The sequence below is a fragment of the Clostridium cuniculi genome (assembly GCF_004353185.1).
In the GTDB taxonomy this organism is placed as follows: Bacteria; Bacillota; Clostridia; order Clostridiales; family Clostridiaceae; genus Clostridium; species Clostridium cuniculi.
In genome coordinates this window covers 1-20,827 of sequence record NZ_SMUS01000046.1, presented here as the reverse complement: position 1 = coordinate 20,827, position 20,827 = coordinate 1, and the positions used below count along the sequence as shown (strand labels likewise).

23 protein-coding genes and 1 pseudogene are annotated in these 20,827 nt (G+C 27.6%); all 24 read left to right on the top strand.

Annotation, left to right across the window (positions count from 1 at the left end; genetic code table 11):
* The first annotated feature begins 2 nt into the window (after positions 1–2).
* The 24 genes and pseudogenes from spoIIIAF (at position 3) to EJJ37_RS17220 (ending at position 20,662) form a co-directional block, all read left to right on the top strand.
* Positions 3–587 (top strand): stage III sporulation protein AF, encoded by a 585-nt coding sequence (spoIIIAF, locus tag EJJ37_RS17335; protein WP_133016747.1) that lies wholly within the window; start codon positions 3–5, stop codon positions 585–587.
* 26 nt (positions 588–613) lie between these two features.
* Positions 614–1,237, top strand: coding sequence for a stage III sporulation protein AG (gene spoIIIAG / locus EJJ37_RS17330; RefSeq protein ID WP_133016746.1), 624 nt, complete (start codon positions 614–616; stop codon positions 1,235–1,237).
* A gap of 40 nt (positions 1,238–1,277) precedes the next feature.
* The gene (locus EJJ37_RS17325; RefSeq protein WP_133016745.1) at positions 1,278–1,805 is read left to right on the top strand and encodes a SpoIIIAH-like family protein; all 528 of its coding nucleotides are present in this window, start codon (positions 1,278–1,280) and stop codon (positions 1,803–1,805) included.
* 83 nt (positions 1,806–1,888) lie between these two features.
* A complete protein-coding gene (locus tag EJJ37_RS17320) occupies positions 1,889–2,278 on the top strand; it encodes an Asp23/Gls24 family envelope stress response protein (protein ID WP_133016744.1) in 390 nt (129 codons plus the stop codon).
* Positions 2,279–2,524: 246 nt separating this feature from the next.
* A complete protein-coding gene (gene nusB / locus EJJ37_RS17315; protein WP_133016743.1) occupies positions 2,525–2,929 on the top strand; it encodes a transcription antitermination factor NusB in 405 nt (134 codons plus the stop codon).
* A 39-nt stretch (positions 2,930–2,968) separates the two neighbouring features.
* Positions 2,969–3,817 carry a tetrahydrofolate dehydrogenase/cyclohydrolase catalytic domain-containing protein gene (locus tag EJJ37_RS17310; protein ID WP_133016742.1) on the top strand — a complete coding sequence of 283 codons (849 nt, stop codon included), beginning with the start codon at positions 2,969–2,971 and terminating at the stop codon, positions 3,815–3,817.
* Complete coding sequence (gene xseA / locus EJJ37_RS17305) at positions 3,807–5,042, top strand: exodeoxyribonuclease VII large subunit (protein ID WP_133016741.1); 1,236 nt, start codon at positions 3,807–3,809, stop codon at positions 5,040–5,042. The genes EJJ37_RS17310 and xseA overlap by 11 nt, the downstream gene beginning before the upstream one ends.
* Positions 5,020–5,235 (top strand): exodeoxyribonuclease VII small subunit, encoded by a 216-nt coding sequence (gene xseB, locus EJJ37_RS17300; RefSeq protein ID WP_133016740.1) that lies wholly within the window; start codon positions 5,020–5,022, stop codon positions 5,233–5,235. The genes xseA and xseB overlap by 23 nt, the downstream gene beginning before the upstream one ends.
* The gene (locus tag EJJ37_RS17295; protein WP_133016739.1) at positions 5,225–6,094 is read left to right on the top strand and encodes a polyprenyl synthetase family protein; all 870 of its coding nucleotides are present in this window, start codon (positions 5,225–5,227) and stop codon (positions 6,092–6,094) included. The genes xseB and EJJ37_RS17295 overlap by 11 nt, the downstream gene beginning before the upstream one ends.
* Positions 6,095–6,111: 17 nt before the next feature.
* Positions 6,112–7,971: a 1-deoxy-D-xylulose-5-phosphate synthase gene (dxs, locus tag EJJ37_RS17290; protein WP_133016738.1), complete on the top strand. Its 1,860-nt coding sequence runs from the start codon at positions 6,112–6,114 to the stop codon at positions 7,969–7,971.
* Positions 7,972–7,982: 11 nt separating this feature from the next.
* Complete coding sequence (locus EJJ37_RS17285) at positions 7,983–8,792, top strand: TlyA family RNA methyltransferase (protein WP_133016737.1); 810 nt, start codon at positions 7,983–7,985, stop codon at positions 8,790–8,792.
* Positions 8,793–8,833: 41 nt separating this feature from the next.
* Positions 8,834–9,664, top strand: a complete 831-nt coding sequence (locus EJJ37_RS17280) for an NAD(+)/NADH kinase (RefSeq protein ID WP_133016736.1) — start codon at positions 8,834–8,836, stop codon at positions 9,662–9,664.
* A gap of 99 nt (positions 9,665–9,763) precedes the next feature.
* Positions 9,764–10,213 carry an arginine repressor gene (locus tag EJJ37_RS17275; RefSeq protein ID WP_133016735.1) on the top strand — a complete coding sequence of 150 codons (450 nt, stop codon included), beginning with the start codon at positions 9,764–9,766 and terminating at the stop codon, positions 10,211–10,213.
* Positions 10,214–10,233: 20 nt separating this feature from the next.
* Positions 10,234–11,928, top strand: a complete 1,695-nt coding sequence (recN, locus tag EJJ37_RS17270) for a DNA repair protein RecN (protein ID WP_133016734.1) — start codon at positions 10,234–10,236, stop codon at positions 11,926–11,928.
* A gap of 183 nt (positions 11,929–12,111) precedes the next feature.
* Positions 12,112–13,302, top strand: a complete 1,191-nt coding sequence (spoIVB, locus tag EJJ37_RS17265; RefSeq protein ID WP_133016733.1) for a SpoIVB peptidase — start codon at positions 12,112–12,114, stop codon at positions 13,300–13,302.
* Positions 13,303–13,612: 310 nt separating this feature from the next.
* Entirely contained in the window at positions 13,613–14,431 is an 819-nt protein-coding gene (gene spo0A / locus EJJ37_RS17260; RefSeq protein WP_133016732.1) for a sporulation transcription factor Spo0A, read from the top strand.
* 162 nt (positions 14,432–14,593) lie between these two features.
* Positions 14,594–15,598, top strand: a complete 1,005-nt coding sequence (locus EJJ37_RS17255; protein WP_133016731.1) for a tyrosine-type recombinase/integrase — start codon at positions 14,594–14,596, stop codon at positions 15,596–15,598.
* Between the two features lie 617 nt (positions 15,599–16,215).
* Entirely contained in the window at positions 16,216–16,704 is a 489-nt protein-coding gene (locus EJJ37_RS17250; protein WP_133016730.1) for a hypothetical protein, read from the top strand.
* Between the two features lie 317 nt (positions 16,705–17,021).
* On the top strand, positions 17,022–17,282 hold the full coding sequence (locus EJJ37_RS17245; protein WP_133016729.1) for a hypothetical protein: 261 nt from the start codon (positions 17,022–17,024) through the stop codon (positions 17,280–17,282).
* Between the two features lie 200 nt (positions 17,283–17,482).
* On the top strand, positions 17,483–17,812 hold the full coding sequence (locus EJJ37_RS17240) for a hypothetical protein (protein ID WP_133016728.1): 330 nt from the start codon (positions 17,483–17,485) through the stop codon (positions 17,810–17,812).
* A 333-nt stretch (positions 17,813–18,145) separates the two neighbouring features.
* Positions 18,146–19,120, top strand: coding sequence for an Ltp family lipoprotein (locus EJJ37_RS20730; protein ID WP_204596868.1), 975 nt, complete (start codon positions 18,146–18,148; stop codon positions 19,118–19,120).
* A gap of 123 nt (positions 19,121–19,243) precedes the next feature.
* On the top strand, positions 19,244–19,828 hold the full coding sequence (locus tag EJJ37_RS17230; protein ID WP_133016727.1) for an HNH endonuclease: 585 nt from the start codon (positions 19,244–19,246) through the stop codon (positions 19,826–19,828).
* A 139-nt stretch (positions 19,829–19,967) separates the two neighbouring features.
* Positions 19,968–20,090: pseudogene (locus tag EJJ37_RS17225) on the top strand (sporulation initiation factor Spo0A C-terminal domain-containing protein); the annotation flags it as partial.
* A gap of 347 nt (positions 20,091–20,437) precedes the next feature.
* Complete coding sequence (locus tag EJJ37_RS17220; protein WP_133016726.1) at positions 20,438–20,662, top strand: hypothetical protein; 225 nt, start codon at positions 20,438–20,440, stop codon at positions 20,660–20,662.
* Positions 20,663–20,827 lie beyond the last annotated feature (165 nt).

The following is a 20,827-nucleotide window of genomic DNA, read 5'->3' as shown; positions in this document are numbered from 1 at the left end:
AAATGGAATATATAAACAATTTCGTTATAACCTTAGTGGCTACAATGATATTTATGACAGCAGTAGAGATAATTTCGCCAGACAACTCTATGAAGAAATATATAAAATTTGTTTTAGGATTAATACTTATTTCAGTGATGATAAATCCAATAGTAAAGTTTTTTACTGGTGGAGAGCAAGAGTTGGTAAATACTATAAAAAGTTATGAAAGTATGTTTTACGAAGGCATAACTAGCGAAAATGAAGATAGTATAAGTAAAAGTCAAATAGAATCATTTAAAAATAATTTAAATAGTAATTGTGATAGTTTACTTAAGGAAGAATTTTCAGATAAAGATTTTAAATCAAATGTTGAATGTGAAATAGATTTAGAGAATATGACTTATAGTATAGAGAGTTTAGAAGTTGGAGTAAAAGACGGGGGAATAAAATTAGTTGATAATATTAAAATTGATATAAATGAAGAAAGTGAACAAGCAGTATCAAATGATGGCACAGTGGAGAATGAAGAGGAAATTAAGAATTACTTATCAGAAGTTTTTAAAATACCAACAGACAAAATAAAATTATATAGCATGGGAAAATAATAAATGATAGGAGGGATAGGGTATATATGGATAAAGATAAAAATAAAATTAATGAAGAGATTAACAAGCTTATGCAAAATAAAAAATTTGTTAATTGCTTAATAGTATTACTTGTAATTATATTTTTATGGCTTGCAGTGAGTAATTTTATAGGAGATGATGCTGGATTAACAAAAGGAAATGGCGATAATACACCAATTGGAGCTCAAGAAGTTTCAGGTGAAGAGGGAGTTACAACCTCTAAGGAACTATTAGATTATGAAACAGAACAAAAGGAAAAGTTAGAAGAAATACTTTCTAAGATTGATGGAGTAGGAGAAGTAGTGGTTAATATTTACTTTGAAAGTAGTGAAGTTAAAGTTCCAGCAATAAATTCAAATACTCAAACATCAGAGACACAAGAGGAAGATACTAATGGAGGAACAAGAGTAACAAAGCAAGAAACTGAAGGAGCAACAGTAGTAATGCAAAATGATTCAAGTACAAGTGAACCTTTTATAACGAAGACATATAAACCACAAATTACAGGTGTGTTGATTGTTGCAGAGGGTGCTAAGAGCAGTAAGATAACGTACGATATACAAAAGGCTGTGTCAAGTTTATATAATTTAAGTTTAGACAAGGTTAATGTATATCCGATGGGAAGCTAGCATATATATGTTATATAAAAAGAATGGGAGGAATTAAAAAATGACAAAAAAACAATTTGGGATTATTTTTACACTAATGGCTTTAATAGTGTGTGTTGGAGTATTATCTATGAAGCTAAATGAAAATGGTTATAACGATCCAACAAGCTTAGAGGCGGTATTAAAGCAAAATACTGACAATACAAAGACTGATGCAGCAACAGAAGAAACTTTAAGTACAACAGAATATTTCTATAGCATGAGATTAACTAAAGAACAACAAGATGAGAAGTATGTAGATGATATGAAAGCTATTACAGAAGATGCAAACGCATCACAAGAATCAAAAGATATAGCAAATAATGCTTTAGTTGAGAAAGCAAAAATGCAAGATCAAGAAAGTAGAGTTGAATCAGAAATTAGAAATAAAGGTTATGAAGATGCACTTTGCATGATTAATGATAATAAAACTGTAAAAGTTTATGTAAAGGTAGAGGATGTTTTATCAGAGGAAAATTCAGCTGTAATAAAGAAAGTTGTTGAAGATATTACTACATTAACAGATATAGATATAACATCAATGAAATAATTCGTTGTAATATAAAGGGTCTTTTGCTATAATGAACATAAGGAAAAGTAGGTTTATATAATAAACCTTAAGGAGGTTAAGGCATGGAAAATATAAACAATGAATCTACTATAGGAATTGTTAAAATTTCTGATGAAGTAGTAAGTGTTATAGCAGAAATAGCAGCAGATGAAATTCAAGGAATAGTTGAAGTTCCACATGGGGTTTCAAGTAACATATCACAAATATTAAAAGGTAAAAAAGCTTCTAGTGGAAAGAGTGTAAAAGTTACATTAGAAGAGGATAAAGCTATAATTGAATTAAATGTAGCAGTAGAGTATGGTATGAAAATTCCAGATGTAGTAAGTGCAGTTCAAGAAAATGTTAAAAAGACTGTTGAAGCTATGACTGGCTTAAAGGTTGACAAAGTTAATGTCAATGTTCAAAACATATATGTTCCAAAACAAGAACAACAAGAAGCGCTAGAAGTATAGTAAAAAAAACCCTCTGTAAAACAGAGGGTTTCTCATTGTAATAAAAAAAAATATAAGGTTTACATAAAAAATTAGATAGTAAAATTTAAAAAAATTATTTATAATAGTAGAAGTTGATTCGTAAAATATTATTTTTATGGACATAAATAAGATAATATTGTAATATACATATGTTTAATTAATGTAATATAAGTTTATAATACAAATAAAGAGATTAATGTATATATATATACTTAGGAGGAAGTTATGAAAAGACAGAAATCAAGAGAAAAAGCAATGGAGTTGCTTTTTAGCATGGAAATTAGCAAAAATAGTTATGAGGAAACAATAGAAAACTTCATAGAAGATTATGAGATGGATTTAAATACTATAGATGTGGAATATATAAAAAATGTTGTAAAAGTAGTTACTGATAATATAGAAGCTATTGATGAAAAGATTATACAATCTTTAGTAAACTGGAAATTAGATAGAGTTTCTAAGGTTAATCTTACAATATTAAGATTAGCAGTAGGAGAAATGATGTTTGTTGAAGATGTTCCAGGAAGTGTAGCAATAAATGAAGCAGTTGAATTAACTAAAAAATACTCAGATGAAAAGAGCTGCTCATTTGTTAACGGAGTATTAGATAAAGTTTTAAAAAGCCTATAATAAATAGTGCTTATTTTTGATAGATATGGAGGGGTAAAAATGGGTGATAAAATAGATGGTAAGGCTATAGCTTTAGGAGTGAAGGAAAACATAAAAAACTTTATAGAAACTAGAAAGTTAAATGGGATGAATATACCTAAAGTTGCATCCATATTAGTTGGTAATGATGGCGGATCGTTATTTTATTTAAATAATCAAGAAAAGGTAGCAATTTCATTAGGATTAGAATTTGAAAAAATTCACTTAAGTGATAATGTAACGGAAGATAATTTAATTAAAAAGATTGAAGAGTTAAATAATGATAACAGTGTAAATGGTATAATACTTCAGTTGCCATTACCTAAAAATATGGATGAAAAGAAAATAATATCATCCATATCTCCAGAAAAAGATATAGATTGTTTAACATTTGTTAATCAAGGAAAGCTGTACATGGGAGAGGAAACATTTATGCCATGTACACCTAAATCTGTATTAACAATATTAAAGAGTTTAAATATAAATTTAGAAGGAATGGAAGTAGTTGTTGTTGGAAGAAGTAATATAGTAGGTAAGCCAGCAGCAGCATTAATGCTTAAAGAAAATTGTACAGTTACAATTTGTCATTCTAGAACTAAAAACTTAAAAGAAGTATGTAAGAGAGCAGATATTTTAATTGTTGCTATAGGAAAAGCTAAGTTTATAGATGAAAGTTATATAAAAGATGATGCAATAGTTATCGATGTAGGAACTAATTCTGTAGAAGGAAAAATTACAGGTGATGTTGATTTTGAAAAAGTTATAAATAAAGCTGCTTTTGTTACTCCTGTTCCAGGAGGAGTTGGAGCTCTTACAACAACTCTTTTAATGAAGAATGTATGTGAGGCTTTAGAAAAGTATGAAAATTAAAACTTTAACTGTATCAGAAGTTAATAATTATATAAAAAAAATATTAGATAATGATTTTATATTAAATAACCTTTCTATAAGAGGAGAAATTTCGAATTTAAAATATCATTCCAGTGGGCATATTTATTTTTCGTTAAAAGATGAGAATAGTAAAGTAAATTGTATTATGTTCAAAAGTAAAAGCTTTGATTTAGATATTGTATTACAAGAAGGAATGTCTGTAATAGTATCAGGAAGAGCATCTGTATATACAGCAAATGGAACATTTCAAATATATTGTGATAGGATAGAGCAAGAAGGTTTAGGAGAACTGCACATAAAATTTGAAAAATTAAAGGAAAAGTTAAGTAGGGAGGGGTATTTTGAAGATGAGTTTAAAAAACCCCTTCCTAAAAATCCTTACAGAATAGGAGTAGTAACATCAGAGACTGGGGCAGCTATACAGGATATAATTAATGTTGTAAGAAGAAGAAATACAAAGGTTGATATTGTTCTTTATCCTGCTTTAGTACAAGGGGATGGAGCATATAAAACAGTAATTGAAGGTATAGAGTATTTCAATAAAAAGAAAAGTGTAGATGTTATTATAATTGGTAGAGGGGGAGGTTCTATGGAAGAACTATGGAATTTTAATGAAGAACCTCTTGCATATGCTATTTTTAAATCAGAAATACCTATTGTATCAGCTGTAGGTCATGAAGTTGATTTTACTATATCAGATTTTGTAGCAGACTTTAGAGCGGCAACGCCTTCACAAGCGGCAGAAGTAGTTGTTCCTTTAGAAGAAAATCAATATAATCAAATTAGTGAGTATAAAGAAAGATTAAGTTTTATAATAAGTGATAGACTTAGAGAGGAAAAACAAAAGGTTAAAAACTTAGAAAAAATATTAAGTTTAAACTCACCAAGTAATAGAATTGCAAATGCATATTTAGAAATAGATAATCTGAAGGAAAAAATAGAAAAAATAATAGAATTCAAAATAAAGAGCAGCAAGGAAAAGATATTCTCATTAAATAATATATTAAATGCCCATAATCCTTTGAATATTTTAGCAAAAGGTTATGCTATAATAGAGGATGAAACTGGGAAAGTAGTTAAGAGCAAAGAGTTTTTTGAAGGAACTACTGAAATAAAAATTTCTATGGAAGATGGGTATGTAAAAGGGAATTTTACTCCCATAGAAAAAGGGGGATTTTATTATGGCAAAGAAAGAAAGCTATAATGATATGTTAAATAATTTAGAAGTTATTTTATCTACATTGGAAAATGATGAATTAAGTTTAGAAGATGCTATGAAAGAGTATGAAAAAGGAAGTAAAATTGTTAATAAGTTGTATAAGACATTAGATGCGTTAGAGGGCAAATTTTTAACAATTAAAGAAAATGCTGAAATGGTGAAAGAAAATGAAGTTTAATGAAATGAAGAAAGAAATAAATGAGTTTTTGGTAAATTACTTTAGTAATAAGGGAACTTATAATAAGGTTATTTATGATTCAGCAAGCTATAGTCTTAATATAGGAGGTAAGAGAATAAGACCTATATTAATGCTTTTAACGTATAGTATGTATAAGGAAAATTGGAGAGAGATATTAGAGTTTTCATCAGCTATTGAAATGATTCATACTTATTCTTTAATACATGATGATTTACCTTGTATGGATGATGACGATCTAAGAAGAGGTAAACCTACTAATCATAAAGTATATGGTGAAAATATAGCAGTACTTGCAGGAGATACACTTTTAAATGAAGCTATGAATCTAATGATGAGATTTTCACTAAAAAATGGAGAGAAATCATTAGTAGCAGCTGAAATGATTGCTTCTGCAGCAGGACCTGAAGGTATGATAGGCGGTCAAGTGGTAGATATCATAAATGAAGGTAAAAAAATAAGTGAAGATGAACTTAAATATATGCATATGAATAAGACGGGTGCACTTATTAAAGTTTCAATAATGTCAGGAGCCATACTTGGAGAAGCACCAGAAGAGGATGTTAGAAAGTTAGAAAAGTTTGGTGAAAATTTAGGTTTAGCTTTTCAGATAAAGGATGATATTTTAGATGTTATAGGTAGCACAGAAAAATTAGGGAAAAATGTGTTAAGTGATGAAGAAAGTAATAAAAGTAACTTTATCACAATGTATGGTTTAGAATATTGTATTAAAGAATGTGAAAGGCTAACAAAAGAGAGCATTGAGATATTAGATAGTTTATCTGTAGACACTAAAGATTTAAAGGTTTTAACTAAGGAACTTTTAGACAGAGAAAACTAAACGAAGGAATGATAAATATGTCAAAATTATTAGAGGATATAAACTATCCAAGAGATGTGCAAACTTTGACTAATAAGGAACTCTATAAGCTTAGTGATGAAATAAGAGAATTTTTAATAGATAAAGTATCAAAAACTGGAGGTCATTTATCCTCAAATTTAGGTGTTGTTGAATTAACACTTAGTTTATATAAAACATTCAATTTTGAAAAAGATAAAATAGTATGGGATGTTGGACATCAAACTTATGTTCATAAGATATTAACTGGACGTAAGGATAAGTTTGATACATTGAGAAAATACAATGGTTTATGTGGATTTCCTAAAATAAGCGAAAGTAAGTATGATACTTTTGGAGTTGGTCATAGTAGTACATCAATATCAGCAGCTTTAGGCATAGCAAGAGCGAGAGATATTAAACATGAAGATTATAATGTTATTGCAGTTATAGGAGATGGAGCATTAACTGGAGGAATGGCATTAGAAGCACTAAATGATGTTGGTTTTAATAAAACTAATATGATTATAGTTTTAAATGATAATCAGATGTCAATTTCTAAAAATGTAGGTGGATTATCAAATCATTTAAATAAATTAAGATTAGATCATAGTTATAATAAATTAAAAGAAGATATAAATTCTACTTTAAGTAATAGTAATGCTGGTAAAACAGTAGTTCAATATTTACATAGAGTAAAAGATAGTTTAAAGCATTTATTAGTACCATCTATGCTATTTGAAAGTATGGGTATTAAATATATTGGTCCTATTGATGGGCATAATATTGAGCTAATGAATGAAGTATTTAGTAAGGCTCAAGAAATTAATGGCCCTGTAATAATTCATACAGTAACTCATAAGGGAAAGGGATATGAATTTGCTGAAAAAAATCCAAATAAATTTCATGGAGTTTCACCATTCGATTTGGAAAGTGGTGAAAGTTATATACCTGCAAAAAAAACCTATTCCAAAGTATTTGGAGATACTATGTTAGAGTTAGCTGAAAAAAATAGTAATATAGTTGCAATTACTGCAGCTATGCCGGATGGTACAGGCTTAAAAGAATTTGCTCAAAAATATAGTAATAGATTTTTTGATGTTGGAATAGCTGAAGAACATGCTACAACACTTGCAGCTGGTATGGCAAGTGTTGGTTTAAGGCCGGTTTTTGCAGTTTATTCAACATTTTTACAAAGAGCTTTTGATCAAGTTATACATGATGTTTGTATACAAAATTTACCTGTAGTTTTTGCTATAGATAGAGCAGGAATTGTAGGTGATGATGGAGAAACACATCAAGGTGTGTTTGATTTATCTTATTTATGTGCAGTACCTAATATGGTAGTCTTAGCTCCTAAGCATTTAGAAGAATTACCTATAATGTTAAAGTGGGCATTAAAACAGAATGGACCTGTTGCAATAAGATATCCAAGAGGATCAGATTGTTGTGAAGAGTTAACTGCAGTTAAAGAAATAAAATACGGAAAATGGGAAAAGATAATTAATGGAGATAAGGTTGCTATAATAGCTGTAGGAAAAATGGTACAGCATGCTATGATTGCAAGAAAAGAACTAATTAAAAAAGGAATTAATCCTACAATTATAGGAGCAACTTTTGTAAAACCTATAGATACTGAAATGTTAAAAGAGCTGGTTGATGAAGGATATAGCATTGTAACTATTGAGGATAATGTTATAAATGGTGGATTCGGAAGCTATGTATTAATGGAATTAAATAAGCTTAATTTTAAGAGTAAATTTAAATGCCTAGGATTTAATGATAACTTCGTTCCTCATGGAGATGTTAATTTACTATATAAAGATGCAGGTCTTGATGCAGAAGCTATAGAAAAATGTGTTATAAACATTTTAGGATAAAGGAGAAAAATATGGCATCTAAGAAAGAAAGATTAGATATATTATTAGTTGAAAAAGGAATTTGCGAATCAAGAGAGAAAGCAAAGACTAATATTATGGCAGGACTTATATTTGTTGATGGGCAAAGAGTAGATAAGGCAGGAGAAAAAGTTAAAGTTGATGCTGATATAGTATTTAAGGGAGAGAAACTTAAGTACGTAAGCCGTGGAGGTTTAAAATTAGAAAAAGCAATGAACACTTTTGGAATTGACCTTACAGATAAAGTATGTATGGATATAGGAGCATCAACAGGTGGATTTACAGATTGTATGCTTCAAAATAATGCATCTAAGGTATTTGCTGTAGATGTAGGATATGGACAATTTGCTTGGAAGCTTAGAACCGATGAAAGAGTTGTTTGTATGGAGAAAACTAACATTAGATATGTAACTCCAGAAGACATTGGTGTTGCTTTAGATTTTGCATCTATAGATGTGTCATTTATTTCCTTAAGAACAATAATGCCAGCTGTAAAGGCATTATTAGCAGATAAAGGTGAAGTTGTAGCATTAATAAAGCCACAGTTTGAAGCTGGAAGAGATAAGGTTGGTAAAAAAGGTGTTGTAAGAGATAAAGAAGTACATTTAGAAGTTATAAATACAATAATAAACTTTTTAATGGAAAATGAATTAAATGTACTAGGATTAAGTTACTCACCGATTAAAGGTCCAGAAGGAAACAGAGAATATCTTGTTTACTTTACTAAGGATAAAGAGAAAGAAGGAAATTTTGAATTAAGCCAAATTGAAGATATTGTAAATGAATCTCATAGCCAGCTTTAAAAGCTGGCTATAGGTGTATAAGCATAGTAAAGGAAGTTAGTATGAAAAATATTGTAATAGCATTAAATCCTTCAAAAGATACAGAAGGAAAGATATTATCTTTAGTTATTGAAAAAATTACAAATATATTTAGGAACTCTAAAATAACTGTATTGAATAGTTATGAAATAAATAAATATAAATTTGATGATGATTTAGATTTACTTATAGTTTTAGGGGGAGACGGAACTTTACTTGGTATAGCTAGAGATATTAATGGAAAATATGATGTGCCTATTTTAGGAATAAATATAGGAAATTTAGGATTTTTGTCAAGTATAGAAATACAAGATTTAGGCGAAGCTTTAAATAAGATAAAAAATGGACAATATAATATTCAAAATAGAATACTTTTAGAATGTAAAAGTGATGATGAAGATGAAAATATTAGTAGTAAAGCTTTAAATGATGTTGTAATAGCTAGAGGAACATTATCAAGAATGGCAAAATTTGAAGTTTATATAGATAAAAAGTTATATTATAGCTTTAAAGGAGATGGTTTAATAGTTTCAACACCTACAGGTTCTACAGCATATTCATTTTCAGCAGGAGGACCTTTTGTATATCCTGATGTTGAAGTTATAACATTAACACCTATTTGCCCGCATACTAGAGGAATGCAGCCAATTGTATTAAAGAGTAGTAGTGAAATTTTAATTAAAGCTGAAAATTATAATGGTGAAATTTACTTAACCTTTGATGGTCAAGAAGCTAGAAAGATTAAAGATAATAGCTCTATAATAGTAAAAAAAGCTAAAGATGTTGCAAAAATTTTATTATTTGATAATTATGATTATTTTAATGTTTTGCGAAAAAAAATATTAGATAACTAGAAAGTCTTTAGAAGATTAATTTAAATAGAATTTTAATATAAAAAGTAAAATTCCCACTAAGGATTGTACAGTTATTAACAAATTGAGAAGGTGATTAAAGTGAAATCAAAAAGACATAGTAAGATATTAGAGATTATTAATGATAATGATATAGAAACACAAGAAGAATTAGCAGAGGCACTTAAAGCGGCAGGATATGATGTAACTCAAGCAACTGTATCTAGAGATATAAAATTATTGAAATTAGTAAAAATGCAAAGTGAATCAGGAAAATATAAATATATATCTTCAGCAAAAGAAGAGCGTGATATAAATGACAAACTTTATAGTATATTAAAAAATGCAGCTATAGGAGTAGAGCAAGTTGATAAATTTGTTGTAATAAAAACATTAACAGGTGCTGCATCAGCTGCTGCAGAGGCAATTGATACTTTATACTCAAATGATGTTGCAGGAACAATAGCTGGAGATAATACTATTTTTGTATTAGTTAGAACTGATGAAAAAGCTTTAGAATTAATTTCTAAAATTAGAAAGATGATTTCTTAAATTTATAAAGGTGGGGTATAATGCTAATTGAATTAAATATTAATAATTTTGCATTAATTCAAGAGTTATCCGTTGAATTTGGAGCAGGATTTAATATATTATCAGGAGAAACCGGTGCAGGTAAATCAATACTTATAGACACTATAGATTATGTATTAGGCGGAAAATTTTCTAAGGATCAAATAAGATATGGAGAAGATAAAACCATAGTAGAAGCTGTATTTTCTATTGAAAATGATGAAATTTATGAAGTTTTAGAAGAATTAGGCATAGAAAAAGATGAAATGTTAATTATACGTAGAGAAACTACATTGCATGGTAAAAGCTTAATAAAAGTAAATAACAGAAGTATTGTATTATCACAATTAAAAAAAATAAGAGAAAAACTATTAGATATTCACGGTCAACATCAAAATCAAAATTTATTAAATAAAGGTACTCATATTTTATATGTTGATGAATTTTATTATGATAAAATAAAAGATTTACTTAAAGAGTATGGAGTATTAAGAGATAATTATTTAGAGAATATTGAAAAGATAAATAGTTTAACTGGTAATAAAGATGGTGAAAAATTAGCTGATTATATTAAGTTTCAGATAGAAGATATAGAAAAAGCAAATTTAAAAGTTAATGAAGAAGAAGATCTAAAAGATGAATTTAATATGTTATCAAATGCAGAAAAAATATCAAATAGCTTAGTAAAGTCTTATGGATATTTAAATTCATCAAATGAAGGTATTTCTGTATTAGAAGGATTATCAAAAGTTATTTCTGAATTATCATTAGTTGAAAACCACTCTGAAATAATAAGGGAAAAGAAAAGTCAAATAGAGGAAGCTTTTTATAGTTTAGAAGAAGTAACAAGAGAAATTCGTGATGTAGGTAGTGAAATACAATATGATGAAGATAGATTAGCACAAATAAACGAGAGAATATATACTATAAGTTTATATAAGAAAAAATATGGAAACTCAATACAAGAGATTCTAGATAATTTAAAAAATTTAAAAGAAAAATATAATGAATTAGTAAATGCTGAAGAGATAGTAAATAAGTTAAAAGAAGAACTTGTTATTATTGAAGACAAAATGAAGGTTATAGGTAAAGAACTTCATGATTTAAGAGTTGAAGCAGCTGAAATATTAGAAGTAAATATTAAAAAAGAATTATCTTATGTTGGGCTTGAAAAAGCAATAATAAAAATTGAAGTTAATTTAACTGATGAAATGAACTCAAGAGGTTATGATGAAGTTCAATTTTTAGTATCAGCTAATCCAGGTGAACCTTTAAAGCCATTAGAAAAAGTATTGTCTGGTGGAGAATTATCAAGAATAATGCTTGCTTTAAAATGTGTTTTTGTAGATAAAGATAAAATACCAACACTTATTTTTGACGAAATAGATACTGGAATTAGCGGAACTATTGGAAAACGTGTTGGAGAAAAAATGTATGAAGTTTCATTAAAGCATCAAGTATTATGTATAACTCATTTACCACAAATTGCAGCACTTTCTGATAATCATTATTTTGTATCTAAGCATGTTTTAGAAGGAAAGACATTTACAGGAATCCGAATGTTAACAAGAGAAGATAAAATTAGAGAAATTGCTAAAATGGTGGGTGGAGATGAAATAAGTGATGTTACTATAGAAAACGCATCAGAAATGGTGAAGTTTGCCGAAATAAAAAAGAAAGAAATGAAAAATATTTAAGAAAAACATACATAAGGCTTAGCAATACGGTAAAGAATAAAATCATGGTAATTTATCATGGTTTTATTTTTTTTATACAAAATTTATTAACTTAATAATTTTTAACTATGTTAACAATCTTATTACAGCATATAAAAAAACGATACAGGGAAAAGTAATGTCAGAAGCAAGGGAGGAGATAAAATGTTAAAAAAAATATTAAAGTATTTTAGTATAATTACTGCTCCAATAGCTATTTTGGCATTAATAGCATATTTTAGTGTTTTGAAATTGCCAGAAAAAATATATATCAATGATAGTATGAAAGTATCAGATATATCTGTGCATAATCAAGGAGTATTTAATACTGTAAAACTATCAAAAGATAAAGTAAATATTGATTTTTTAGGATTAATTCCTATAAAATCAGTTGCAGTACAAAAATTAGACGATATAAAATTATATCCTGGAGGAACAAGTGTAGGAATAAAATTATCTACTGAAGGTGTGTTAGTCGTTGGTTTCTCAGATGTTGAAACTAGAGGTGGAACTGAAAGTAGTCCAGCAAAAGTAGCAGGATTGCAATTAGGGGATGTATTACTTAAAGTAAATGGAAAAGATATTGAAGGAGCTAAAGAATTAGGATCTTTAATAAAAGAAAATGATACTAATGTAGTAAATGTAGAATTTATGCGTCAAGGATGCAAGTTTAATAAAGATATTGAACTTGTTAAAGAAGGCGAAGCTTATAAACTAGGTTTATGGGTTAGAGATTCAACTGCAGGTATTGGAACATTAACTTTCTATCATGAAGATAGTGATACATTTGGAGCTTTAGGTCATCCTATTACAGATGGTGATACTAATACTACTTTTACAATTAAAGATGGTGATTTACTATCAGCATCAATTTTAAGTGTGCGTAAAGGTGAGAAAGGTGTTCCTGGTGAATTAAGAGGATTATTTATAAATGAAAAAAGTTCTATAGGAACAATTAAAAGTAATTCATCATCAGGAATATTTGGAAATACTAATCAACCTTTAGTAAATCCTATATGTAGTGAACCAATGTCTGTTGGATTTAGAAATGAAGTTGTAGAAGGTCCTGCTACTATAATTACTACAGTAGGTGAAGAAGGTCCAAAAGAATATGATATAGAAATTGTTAAGCTATTACAACAAGATAAATGTGGTCCTAAGAGTATGATAATTAGGGTTACAGATGAAGAGCTTTTAAGTAAAACAGGTGGAATAGTTCAAGGAATGAGTGGTAGTCCAATTATTCAAAATAATAAAATTGTAGGAGCTGTCACACACGTTTTAATTAATAAGCCAGACATTGGATATGGAATATATATTGAATGGATGCTTGAAGAAGCAGGGATAATAAATTAAATTTAGAAAATTATCAACAAGATATAGCTAAAATAACAAGGAGAAAATGCTATATCTTGTTGTTTTAAAAGAAATATATAAATGAACACAAAATTTCTTAAAAATTTTCTAAAAAAATTTCAAAATAATGTAAAATAAGCTATTTTTATTTTAAAATTTATGTTATAATATATTCAATGAAGTTAAAAAACAACTAAATATAACTTAATTTAAATTATAAAATATATCACTGTTAAATAAGTTATGTGGGGAATTAGAACTTTAAAATTTTCAAATAATATATTATCGTGGGTAGAAAGGGAGAGAAAACATGGATGGAAACAAAATTTCAGTAATTATTGCTGATGATAACAAAGAATTTTGCAGTATTTTAAACGATTATCTTCTAAATCAAAGAGATATTGTTGTAACAGGAATTGCAAAGGACGGTAGGGAAGCTTTAACATTAATTGAGGAAAAACAACCAGATTTAGTTGTTTTAGATATTATAATGCCTCATTTAGATGGATTAGGTGTTTTAGAAAGATTAAATTCAATGAATTTAGAAAAATTTCCTAGAATAGTTGTATTATCTGCAGTTGGACAAGATAAGATAACACAAAGAGCTATAACTTTAGGTGCTGACTATTATGTTGTAAAACCATTTGATATGGATATTTTCACAAAACGTATAAGAGATATGTTTAATGATACAATAGCAGTAGAAAATGAGCCTGTTAAAAAGCAAGTTGCAATGACAACAAGTGAAATAATAAGTACAAATAGTAGAGGTCCTATCGATTTAGAAACTGAAATTACAAACATAATTCACGAAATAGGTGTGCCAGCACATATTAAAGGGTATATGTATTTAAGAGAGGCTATTACAATGGTTGTTAATGATATGGAATTATTATCAGCTGTAACTAAGGAGTTATATCCTTCAATCGCTAAGAAATACAACACAACTGCTTCAAGAGTTGAAAGAGCAATAAGACATGCTATAGAAGTTGCATGGGGAAGAGGACAAATTGAAGCTATTAATAAGTTATTTGGATACACAGTTCATAATGATAAAGGTAAGCCAACTAACAGCGAATTCATAGCAATCATAGCAGACAAGCTAAGATTAAAGAATAAAGTATCTTAAATGGCTTGGTTGTGCGATTTATTAATTAGCACATACCAATAAAGATATGAAAATAGGCGTGGATAATCGTAAATTTTAACAATAAATTTAATATAATAAAGTAGTAAAATACCTTCTGTTTATTGGGTTTAAAAAAACTTGATAGATAGGAGGTATTTTTTTATGCCTAGAATTAAAAAGAAAAAAGAATTTGGTTATTATATACAAGATTTTATTGACTATTGTACTTATAAAGATTTATCTGTAAAAACAATAAAAAGTTATTATCAAACATTAACATTATTTGCAAAATATCTTGAAGAGGAAAAGGATATCGATAGTATAACTGATGTTAATAAAGAAATTGTAGAAGAATATATAACTTTTACAAAAGATAGAGGTAAATATTCATATGTTGCTGATGAGAAGACACTAAATGTAACTTATCAAAACAATAGAAAGGATATTGGAAAAGAAATATCAGTAGCAACTTTAAATAATTATTTAAGAAATATAAAGGTGTTTTTTAATTGGTGTGAAGAAAATTCTTTAATTAAATATAATACAGTTGCTGATGTGAAATTTATTAAAGAAAAAAGAAAAATAAAAGATCAAATTACTGATGATGAGTATAAGAAAATAATAAAAGCTATAGATTTAACTAAATTCAATGAATACCGAGATTATATAGTAATTCAGTTAATTATGGATACAGGAATGAGATTAAGTGAATGCCTTAGTTTAACTATAGATGATATTGATGTTGTTAGAAAAACTGTCTTTTTAAGTGCAGAAGTAACTAAAGGTAAAAAAGATAGATATGTATTTTATAGTAATCACATGAGCGTTTTATTGAATAGGTGGATAAGGTATAAAGATTCTATACAACCTAATGATCTCTTATTTCCTACGCAAAGAACTAATGGATTAGTTACACCTTCTAATTTTGAAAGAAACTTTAGAGGATATTTAAAGAGGGCTAAGATAACTAAAAATATTACACCTCACACTTTAAGAAATAACTTTGGAAGGAGATTTTTACTTAATGGTGGAGATATATTTATGCTTAGTAAAATACTAGGACATTCTTCAGTAACGGTAACTGAAAAAGCATATTTAGATATAACTACAGAGGATATAAGAAAGTCTTATCAAAGATTTAGTCCATTAGAAAATATGAGAAAGTAAAATAAAAAAAATAGCACCTATGCCAGTAGGTACTATTCTAACAATTAAATATTGTTAAATTAACTTTGTATATCCCTCTTGGAGATAACTTTAACCGTAATTAAATTGTATCAAAAAAAGAAAGGATATGCAAGGCTTAGTTTCCTATTGCCTAAAATTGGTGTAGGTTAGTAGTCCATGCACTAGAACTACTATAAATTATTCTAGTGGTTACATAGAGCCAATGCATAAAGTCTATGGGGTATTATTTACTTACTCTACTTATAAAGTAATATCCTTAGTCGGGTACGTATGACCGTCTGCAAAATTATACGGGTGTTATAGGGAACTGCCATGAGAGTGGGGGATTTAATAGCGATAAAGAGAATATTCGGGTAACAGTTGGATATTTAGCTATTAATTACAAGTAGAGTATTAAACGAGCGATACAATTCGTATACAGTCGATTATAGAGTCCTAAGGTTAAAATCTTAGGGTAAACTATATTCACTCGCAAAGTGTCCACATGCCAGTCGATTATAACGCTTCGCTACTAAAGTGCAAGTATTTACTTAAAAGTTTTTATTAGATAAAATATAAGATAATAAGTAAATTAGATAAAGGATAAAGTGAGAATAATGAATTTAAGGGAAGAACTTGAGAATTTAAAAAAAAGACATATTGAAGATGAATTGCAATATATCTGGGATTATAGTAAGAAAACTGGATTTGCACAATATATAACCGAAGAGAATAAAGAATGGATAAAAAATAATGTAGTATATCATGGATTTATAGTAGTTCAACAGGCAATAAAAAGAACTATGTATAAAAAAAATAAAAGTGATAAAGAATATACCTTTGCAATGGTAATAAGGGAATTTGGACAACAGATATATCTTTTAACCGTTGATAAAGAGAAATTAGAAAGGATACAAGCTTATAGAGAAGGACAAAAATTATATCAAAAGCAATTGGAAGAATGGAAAGAGTTTGAAAAACAACAATTGGAGAACTTTTTAAATGCAGAAAAGTTTAATAATTTTGAAGAAAGAGATAGAAGTGAAAGTAGTTCATATATGAGCTATGAAGAAATAGAATATCAATTACTTGGTTGGGATAAGTAAAATAATAGAGCTTAGCTAATAAAATAACTAGACTCATAAAAAGGAGTGGATTATAAAAGATTAAATATTTATTTGAATTATAACCAATTTTTTTAGTTATATTCAGATGTAGAGTGTTTGTTTTCAACTTCTATTTTTTTAAGTTCTAAATTTAATTTATAAGTAGTGTAGCATATTAAAAATACAGTAATAGAAGATAGAATAATTAAAAAAGAAAATGTATATATTAATAAATTGATCATAATATTATCACCTAATATACAATTATTACCAAAATGTGTTATAATAGACATACAATATTAAAAAGGGGGCAGTTTATGAGAAGTGATTATATTAAATGGGCAGGAAATGTAATTGCAGTACTTGGTATAATAGGTGGTTTAATATTGATGTTCTATAGAGAAAGAAGTGGCCTATATTATACAAGTGAACCACAAATAGGATTAGGAATAGGATGTATAATATCATCAATTTTATTATGTCTAGTTTTTAATTGGATGGCCTGGATGTTAGATTATAGTAGAGAAAGAGTAGGGTTATTAAATGAAATAATTGAAGAGTTAAAAAAGAATAAATAGATGTTTTATATGACATAGTATAGTCTAGAATGCAGTTCAAATTATTCTGCTGGAGCAGAAGTATTAGAACTTGCGGGAAGGACATTCAGTAACTCGGATGATGTTGATTTTAATGTCGAAATGGTAGAAAAATAGTTTATAATTATAATAATAAGAGGCATTATCTAATTCGATTTTTATAAATAGTGAGGTAATAAAAAATGAGAAATCCAATTGAAAATCTTGGTGATTATAATAGAGCAAGAGAAGCGTTACAAAAAGCAGGAGGTAGTTTGGAGACTCTTTATAAGAATGTTGGTGATGCTGCTGTTTCAAAGGCTACACCGAAACTGCTGTTTAAAGGTGGTGTGATGGGAGCAAGTATAGTAGGTATTGCTTATGTTGGATATAAAGGGATTTGCTTTATGAAAGATAGAAAACAGAAAATAGAAAATGAACTAATATTAAAGAAGGAATTTCTTAATACAATCGAAATAGAGGCATCGAAAAGTGATAATGAAGAGCTTAATGATAGTGATGGTATGTATTAATTTATTATCGTGAAAGCGAGTTAATATTAATACTTAATTAATAAACGTTATATGAGAGTGGATAAATTCAAATTTTGTAGAGAGTGTTTAATATATTATAAGTCATAAAGTGAATATTAAATTAGTGAAAATACCGTATTATTCAAAAAAAGAATATACGGTATTTTTTTAGTTCGCAATTTAAAATTATTGTGAGCATATTAAAATAATAAAACAGGAATTTTAAATACTTTTAAAGCAATAAAAGGACGATTATAAAAAATTAAATTTACAAAATATCCCTTTAATTATACAATGTAATCATAATAAATTAATAGTGGGGGTAAGTACATTATGCTAAAAACAAAGATCAAATCAATTATTGATGAGTCTATTACCAAAACTAAAGAGAAGATATATAAGTACAAAATTGGAAACGTGATACTAAATAAAGATATGAACGTTAGAAAAGGATGGAAAATTGCAGGGCTAATAATTTTAGGAATGTTATTACAAGCAGGTTTATCTAATAATGTTCCTAAAAATGTATATACCGAGGCAGTAGCAAAATATGAATCAGCAACGAATGATATAGATGAACTTAATAAAAAGTTAGATAATACTGAAGAGAAATATGAAGCTTTAGTAAAAAATACAGAAAGTTATACATCATTGACAGATGAAGAAAAAGAATTGGTCGATAGTAAAATAGCAGAAGTAAAACAAGCTACAGCAGATCAATTAGAGGCTGAGAAGAAGGCTCAAGAAATAGAAGATATGAGAAAAGAATGTTCTAAGTATTTAGATATTATAGATAAACCTTATTATGATATGACTTCTCAAGAAAGAACATTAATAACTCAATTCTTAGATACTGAATTCGACAAACTACCAGACGAGCTAAAACAAGAATATCAATCAAAATACGATTCTGCTAAAGCTAGTAAAGAGGAAGGGGTAGCTAAAATACAAGCTGAAGAACAAGCTAAGAAAGAAGCTGAAGCTAAAGCAGAGGAAGAAAGAAAGGCTAAAGAAATAGCGGATAAAGAAAATGCAAATGCTATCAATACGGCTAAACAATACTTAAATTATTCAGGTTTCAGTAGAGAAGGATTGATAAAACAATTAGAGTTTGAAGGCTATCCTACAGAATCAGCAACTTATGCAGCAGATAATTGTGGTGCGAATTGGAACGAAGAATGTGCAGAAACCGCACAAAATTACTTAGACTATTCTTCATTTAGTAGAGATGGATTATATAATCAATTACAATTTGAAGGATTTACTGATGAGCAAATCCAATATGGATTAAGTGCTGTTGGATATTAATATAGTTAAACAAAAGATAAAGCCTACTTTTTGTAGGTTAGATTTTAAAACTATAATTTTATTAGGAATAACATTCACAAAATGTGATTGTTGTTCCTTTTTTTTATTTTTAGGAGGTAAGGTATGAAAGGAAACAAGTATATAATAAATGATAATTATGTTGAAATGATAATTGAGAGCAAGGTTTATGGAATAATAAGAGTTAAAATAGATAATGATGATTTAGAAAAATGCAGTAAATTAACATGGCATTATGCAAAAAATAAAGATAGTAAATACATACAAACAAGAATAAAAGGCAAAATGGTAAAGTTACATAGATATATTATGAATATAAATACTAGTAATTTGGTAGTAGATCATATAAATAGAAATCCATTAGATAATAGAAAATCGAATTTAAGAATATGTAGTTATAAAGAAAATAGTTTTAACAAAAGCATAAGAGTAGACAATACTTCAGGAATTCCAGGGATAAGCTTTCATAAGATTAATAAGAAGTGGAGAGCAAAAATAAAATATAATAATTTAACAATTCATTTAGGATACTTTGAGGATATTAATGAAGCTTTAATTAATAGAAGAGTTGCAGAAGAAGTATTGTTCGGAGAATATAGTCCTAATGAAAAGTTGGATAATGTTGAAGAAGAGTTAATTCAAAAAGCTAGAGAAAATGTAATGAGAAGAATAGAAAATAAAGTTGCTTAATTCAATTGATTTATATTGAAAAAATAAAATTTATTATATAATGATACCAATAAAGAAAAACGATATAAACCAATAAACATTTTGTTATGTTTACTAATTAAATTTATATTGTTAAAATTACGATAAACGGCTTGGTTGACAAATTGAAGCTATTAATAAGCTATTTGGATATACTGTTCACAATGATAAAGGTAAGCCAACTAACAGTGAATTCATAGCAATCATAGCAGACAAGCTAAGATTAAAGAATAAAGTATCTTAAGATAAGTTAATAATATGTAAACACTTTTGTTTATTGATATAAAAATCAATAAATGGAGGTGTTTTTATTTTCTCTAGAATCAATAGAAAATCTAAAAAATAGAGGATATAATTCAGGATTATATTGATTATTATTACTTTTAAGATCGATTACATAGCTTTTATTATTTATTGTATTTCTTAAAGCAATAGAAAATTTGTTCTTTCAAAATTGAACAGTATAATATTTACAAAATATGTTATAATTAATCATAATTGTATTATGTAATGAGCGAAATTAGTATAGGGGTTGTTTAAGTTTATAGAAGTATGATGATTGAAATCAACTTTAAATTAAGAGTAAAGGTAATGGCTTTAATATCTTTTATAGGAAGTGTATTTTTAATTGGGTTAATAATAGAAATAGTAACAAAACATTTAGATATGTTCATAGTTGGCTCTATTGGATATATAGTATTTAAAATTTTAGGAAATATTATTTGGAGATGTCCTAAATGTAAAGCAAAATTACCAAAAGGAAAGTATACTAATACTATAAATGAATGTTTATATTGTAATTATGAATTAATCTAATGTTTATTAATATAGTAAATATCAGATTAATTAAATTGAGAATCATATTATTAAAAAGAATTAGTTTGATTTTTAAATCACTTGATAAATTAGAATTTAGTTAGGAGATTAAGTATGATTGCATTAGTTTTAGGTATTGGAATTATATGTATAGTGGTGTTAGTA